At 64.7% G+C, this 5,808-nt stretch carries 6 protein-coding genes, 1 tRNA gene and 1 pseudogene; 2 read left to right on the top strand and 6 right to left on the bottom strand.

The genetic code is table 11. The features are described from left to right. A partial coding sequence (locus LPZ50_RS20665; RefSeq protein ID WP_230664508.1) for a GntR family transcriptional regulator occupies positions 1-523 on the bottom strand: 523 nt, incomplete at its 3' end. A gap of 104 nt (positions 524-627) precedes the next feature. Here LPZ50_RS20665 and hutI point away from each other — a divergent pair. Next, complete coding sequence (hutI, locus tag LPZ50_RS20670) at positions 628-1,881, top strand: imidazolonepropionase (RefSeq protein ID WP_230664510.1); 1,254 nt, start codon at positions 628-630, stop codon at positions 1,879-1,881. Here the strand turns inward: hutI and LPZ50_RS20675 are convergent. The 3 genes from LPZ50_RS20675 to LPZ50_RS20685 all read right to left on the bottom strand — a co-directional run bounded on the left by LPZ50_RS20675 (position 1,878) and on the right by LPZ50_RS20685 (position 3,510). After that, positions 1,878-2,873 (bottom strand): zinc-dependent alcohol dehydrogenase family protein, encoded by a 996-nt coding sequence (locus tag LPZ50_RS20675; RefSeq protein WP_230664512.1) that lies wholly within the window; start codon positions 2,871-2,873, stop codon positions 1,878-1,880. The genes hutI and LPZ50_RS20675 overlap by 4 nt on opposite strands. A gap of 62 nt (positions 2,874-2,935) precedes the next feature. After that, a complete protein-coding gene (locus LPZ50_RS20680) occupies positions 2,936-3,238 on the bottom strand; it encodes an ArsR/SmtB family transcription factor (protein WP_230664514.1) in 303 nt (100 codons plus the stop codon). A 196-nt stretch (positions 3,239-3,434) separates the two neighbouring features. Next, positions 3,435-3,510 (bottom strand) — tRNA-Gly (locus LPZ50_RS20685). A gap of 194 nt (positions 3,511-3,704) precedes the next feature. Here LPZ50_RS20685 and murB point away from each other — a divergent pair. After that, positions 3,705-4,772: a UDP-N-acetylmuramate dehydrogenase gene (gene murB / locus LPZ50_RS20690; RefSeq protein ID WP_230664516.1), complete on the top strand. Its 1,068-nt coding sequence runs from the start codon at positions 3,705-3,707 to the stop codon at positions 4,770-4,772. Here the strand turns inward: murB and dapB are convergent. Beyond that, positions 4,769-5,560 (bottom strand): 4-hydroxy-tetrahydrodipicolinate reductase, encoded by a 792-nt coding sequence (gene dapB, locus LPZ50_RS20695; protein WP_230664518.1) that lies wholly within the window; start codon positions 5,558-5,560, stop codon positions 4,769-4,771. The genes murB and dapB overlap by 4 nt on opposite strands. A gap of 21 nt (positions 5,561-5,581) precedes the next feature. Next, positions 5,582-5,808, bottom strand: a pseudogene (locus LPZ50_RS20700) (hypothetical protein); the annotation flags it as partial.

Below are 5,808 nucleotides of genomic sequence, written 5' to 3' on the forward strand. Positions count from 1 at the left end.
CGCGGCTCAGATAGGCATTGGGTGTTTCGCGGCTGAAGTCTTGTTCCAGGTATCCGGGCGCGGCCTGCGGGTTGACGTGGCGGTCTTCCAGCTGCACAGGCACGCCGTTGTCCAGGTGCAGCAGCACCGAATGGAACACCGGGCTGCCGGGTGCAATACCCAGCGCGATGGCGATGCCGTCGGTGGCCGTGTCCTGTTCGAGGGTGATGATGCGATTGCCGTACTGGTGACCCCGCTCGGCGATCTCGTCGGCGATGTTGCGCACTTCCAGCACGGGCAGCACCGGCCGGCGCTCGGCCACGAAGGTGCCCAGGCCCTGGCTGCGCACCAGCATGCCGTCCTGCGTCAGTTCCAGGATGGCGCGCCGCGCCGTCATGCGCGACACATCGAACTGCGCGGCCAGTTGGTTCTCGGACGGCACCTGTTCATTCACGGCCCACTGTCCCGACTCGATGTTCTCGATGATGTGCTGTTTGATGCGGGCGTAGGGGGCCAGCGGTTGGTCGCGCAGCGCGGCGTTCATGATGGGAGCTCCAGATGGGACCGTCGATGGAGGGATTTAACTTGGATATACAAGTATAGTCAAGTAAACTTTTGTCCTATCGATATTCCGAACGGAGCGGCTCCATGAAACATCAAGGGATGCAACAGGCCTGGGACACCTTGATCGTCAACGCCCGGCTGGCCACTTTCGCGCCCGGGCGCACGGCGGACTACGGCGTGGCGGACGATGCGGATGCGCTGGCCATCGTCCAGGGCCGCATTGCCTGGATCGGCCGCGCGGCCGAGCTGCCGGCGGGAAGCGGGGTGGGGGCCACCTTCGATGCGGGCGGCCAATGGCTCACGCCGGGTCTGGTCGACTGCCACACGCACCTGGTCTACGCAGGCTCGCGGGCGCGCGAATTCGAATTGCGGCTGAACGGCGCCAGCTACGAAGACATTTCACGCGCGGGCGGCGGCATCGTCTCTACCGTGCGCGCCACCCGCGCCGCGGGCGAAGCGGCGCTGGCCGACCAGTCGCGCCCGCGGCTGCGCGCACTGATGCGCGAAGGCGTCACCACGGTCGAGATCAAGTCGGGCTATGGCCTGGAACGCAATGCGGAACTGGCCATGCTGCGTGCCGCCCGGCGCCTGGGCGAAACCGAAGCCGTCACGGTGCGCACCACCTTCCTGGGGGCCCACGCGCTGCCTTCCGAATACGCCGGCCGCGCGGATGCCTACATCGATGCTGTCTGCGACGACATGCTGCCCGCCGCGGCCGCCGCCGGGCTGGTAGATGCGGTGGACGCCTTCTGCGAAAACATCGGCTTCGACACCGCCCAGGTGGAACGGGTATTCAAGGCGGCCGCGGCGCTCGGCCTGCCGGTGAAACTGCACGCCGAGCAGTTGAGCAACCTGGGCGGCAGTGAACTGGTGGCCCGCTGCGGCGGCTTGTCTTCAGACCACCTGGAGCACCTGGACGAGGCCGGCGCGCGTGCCTTGGCCGCCGCCGGCGCCGTGGCGGTACTGTTGCCGGGCGCCTACTACTTCCTGCGCGACACGAACACGCCGCCCATAGACCTGCTGCGCAAGCACGGCGTGGCCATGGCGGTGGCCACCGACTGCAACCCCGGCACCTCGCCTTTCGCGTCGCTGCTGCTGATGCTGAACATGGCGTGCACGCTGTTCCGGATGACGCCGGCCGAGGCCCTGAATGGCGTCACGCATGCGGCGGCGCGGGCGCTGGGCATGGCGGGCGAGATCGGCAGCCTGGAAGTGGGCAAGCGGGCCGACCTGGCGCTCTGGCAAGTGGCCGACCTGGCCGAGCTTTGCTACAGCTATGGCACGCACCTGCCCGCCCGGGTGTGGCATGGGGGGATCCAGCGCGAGTCGAACGGCTAAAAACCAAGCGTCACCATCTGCGAAATAAGCCCACGGTCGACGGCAATCGCGATTTTTCCTTGAAGACCGTTGTTGGGACTCTCCAGCCGGGCATGAGCCAGCGGAATATCGTCAAGTGAATAGACGGCGCCAACGTGTGGCCGCAGTTGGCCGCGCTCTATCAATGCACGCAACTCATCAAGCTTGCCGCGGTTTTGCCTGGTGAAAACGAAGTGATAACTCGCGTTCTTGCCCCAGGCCTGAATGATGTTCTGCGGCTTTGCAATGTCCACGATCGTGACTACGCGGCCAAGCTGCGCAAGCGCGTCGGGGCTGCGCGACAATGTGTCGCCGCCGATGGTGTCGAACACGACATCGACTCCGCGGCCGCCCGTCACCCGCATGATGGAATCGACATAATCCTCTTTTTCGTAGTCGATGGTCACATCGGCCCCCAGGCTTCGTGCGAACTCAAAGTTTGCTTCGCGCACGGTCGTGAACACCCTTGCTCCCATGGCTTTTGCCAGCTGGATCGCCACATGGCCGACTCCTCCAGCGCCGCCGTGCACCAGAATGCTCTCGCCCACTCTTAGCGCCGCACGCACGATCAGTGCTTCCCACACCGTTCCGCCAACCAGGGTCAGGCTTGCCGCCTCAAGGTGGCTTAGCGAGGCGGGTTTCTTTCCGATAATGCTTTCGGCGGCAACGTGGTACTCGGCATAACTGCCTGGCCCGTCGAATATTTGCGGGGTGTACCAGACTTCGTCGCCAGGGGAGAAGGCCTTCACACCCGGCCCGGCTGCTTCGACAACGCCAGATACGTCATGTCCTGTAATGGCTGGCAGTTGCACCAGGTCGGCATAATCGCCGCGTCGGACCTGGTAATCCAGCGGATTGATGGAGGTTGCATGTACCCGGACCAGAACCTGGCCCGCCTGCGGCACTGGCTTGGGTACGTCGCGAAGTTCGAACGATTCCGGGCCGCCAAATGATTTAAGCACTATCGCTTTCATTTCAATCCTTTAATCTATAAAAAGGAATATCGGGAATTTCCGATATTTAGTGACAAAAAAAATTACAGCTCTTTCCCTATGACTTTGGCCAGAGCGCTGATGGTTGCTTCGTTCCGCTTGTAATAGGTCCACTGGCCAATGCGCCTGACTTCTACCAAGCCCGCTCGTTGCAGAGTCGCAAGATAATCAGACACCGTTGACTGCGACAACCCTACGCCTTCTTGAATACTGCTGACGCAGACTCCCACCGTACGAACGTCGCCTTCATCCTGCGGAGGGAAGTTCTTGGCGGGATCCTTCAAACCTTTCAAGATTTCAAGGCGCGTACGGTTCGAGAGGGCTTTGAATATTTCGAGCAAATCCATGGCCTCATTGTATCGGTATTTCCCGATATGTCAATGCGGCAGCCAACTGCCTGGTTCCGTTCGATTGCCATGTGATGGCTGGTGCGGTACAGGTAATCGCGTTGCGCGTGCTAAGCCCGGCGGCAAAAAAGGCCGCGACACGAAGTGTCCGGCCTTGTTGTTTGCCCGCGCACCGTAGGTGCGCGGGCAAGAATTCTGGAGCGGGAGACGAGTCTCGAACTCGCGACCTCAACCTTGGCAAGGTTGCGCTCTACCAACTGAGCTACTCCCGCGTTGCTGGGCCGTAAAATGCATAGGCCGATCAACGAAGACCGGCATCATAGCGGTTTTCTCATGCGCGTGCAAACGCATAACGGGCTGCCGTTAATATGTGGGATATCCTTCGTGGCCGGCGTCCGCTTTTCGCCTTGAACAAGCATCGCGGGACGCGCCGCGGACCCCTGTTTTCAGCAATTCTTGCCCTTACATGCCGGACTCTTCCCAGGCCTTGCCCGATATTCCGATGGCTCCCGCCAGCCAGGACCTGACCCCGCTCAATACCCTGGGGTTGTCGGCATATGCCTCCGCCTTTGTCAGCCTGGACTCGCCGTCCCGGCTCGAGCAAGTGTCCGAATTTGCCGGCCGCTATCCCGGCCTGCTGGTGCTGGGCGGCGGTAGCAATCTGGTGTTGCCGCCGCGGGTCGACAGCCTGGTCGCGCGCGTTGCATTCACCGGCGTGCGCCTGCTAGAAGCGCGGCCCGATGCCTGGATCATCGAGGCGGGCGCGGGCGAGAACTGGCATGGATTCGTGTCGGCCTGTGTGGCCCAGGGCTGGGACGGTCTGGAAAACCTGGCCTTGATTCCGGGCACGGTAGGGGCAGCGCCGGTGCAGAACATTGGCGCCTATGGCGTGGAACTCGCCGACCGTTTCCTTGGGCTTACCGCCTGGAACGTGCGGCAACGCCGGCTGGTCGACATGGACGCAGCCGCCTGCCGCTACGCCTATCGCGACAGCCTGTTCAAACATGATGCGCCGGGCGCGTGGATCATCGTGGCGGTGCGTTTCGCGCTGCCGCGCCCGTGGCGCGCCGTGCTGGACTACCCCGACCTGCAGCGCCACCCTGGCTTGGCCGGCCAGGCGCCCAGCGCCCGCGCGGTGTTCGATGCGGTGTGCGATATCCGTCGCGCCAAGCTGCCGGATCCGGCCGTTATCGGCAATGCCGGCAGTTTTTTCAAGAATCCCCTGGTGGATGCCGCCACGCGCGATGCGCTGGCGGCGCGGCATCCCGGCCTGGTGTCGTATGTGCAGCCCGATGGCCGTTACAAGCTGGCCGCGGGCTGGTTGATCGATCAATGCGGGTGGAAGGGGCGTCACCTGGGCGCCGCCGGCGTGCACGACCGGCAGGCGCTGGTGCTGGTGAACCGGGGCGGGGCCACGGCGGCCGACATCATGGCGCTGGCCGCCGCCATCCAGCGCGACGTGGCCGGGCGCTATCAGGTCATGCTGGAGCCCGAGCCCGTGGTGTGGCGCGACGGCCCTGCGCCGCCGGCTTAAAGGCCCAGCACCGCCTGCATGTCGAACAGGCCGTTGCGGTGGTCTTGCAGGAAGCGCGCCGCGCGCAGGGCGCCTTCGGCATAGGTGCTGCGGCTGCCCGAGCGGTGCGTGATCTCGATGCGTTCGCCGGTGCCGCAGAAATATACCGTGTGGTCGCCCACGATATCGCCGCCGCGCACCACCGAGAACCCGATGGTGCCGGGCTTGCGTACCCCGGTGTCGCCGTGGCGGGCCCAGGTGGCCACGTCGGGCAGCGCCACGTTCCAGGCCGATGCAATGGTTTCGCCCATTTTAAGGGCGGTGCCCGAGGGCGCGTCGACCTTGTTGCGATGGTGCGCTTCGAATACCTCGACGTCGTAGCCCGAATTCAGGATGCGGGCGGCCACGTCCAGCAGTTTCAGCGTGGCGTTTACGCCCACGCTCATGTTGGGGGCGAACACGATGGCGATTTTCTGCGCGGCCACTTCGATGGCGGCGCGGCCGTTGTCGTCGAAGCCGGTGGTGCCGATGACCATGCGCGTGCCATGCTTCACGCAGGCTTGCAGATGGTTCAGGGTGGCTTCGGGCCGGGTGAAGTCCACCAGGCAATCGGCGTCGGCCAGCGCATCGAGCTGGTCGGTAATGCGCACGCCGGTGTCGCGGCCCAGGAAGGTGCCGGCGTCCTGGCCCAGGTTGTCGGAACCGGCGCGCTCCAGCGCCACCGCCAGTTCCAGGCCGGGGATGTTCAGTACGGCTTCGATCAGCATGCGGCCCATACGGCCGCCGGCGCCTGCAATGGCGATGCGCATGGTGTTTCCTTGTGCCACGGTCTAGCGCAGCGGCTCTGCGCCGCCTCCGGGTTGGCCGATGGTGCTGCGGGGCAGGGCGTCGGGGGAATTCAACAGCAATTCACGGCGGCGGGGCGAGGCCGCCGGCTGCTGTGCCGCCGGGTTCTGGGTGTCGGCCGAGTCCGGTTGCTGGGTGCTGGCCGCGTCGGGTACGGGTTGGGCATCGGCAGGGACGGCGGGCTGGGCGCTGGGCGTCGGCTGGGCCGGTT

The organism is Bordetella petrii, from assembly GCF_020991325.1.
Classification (GTDB): Bacteria; Pseudomonadota; Gammaproteobacteria; order Burkholderiales; family Burkholderiaceae_B; genus Bordetella_A; species Bordetella_A petrii_E.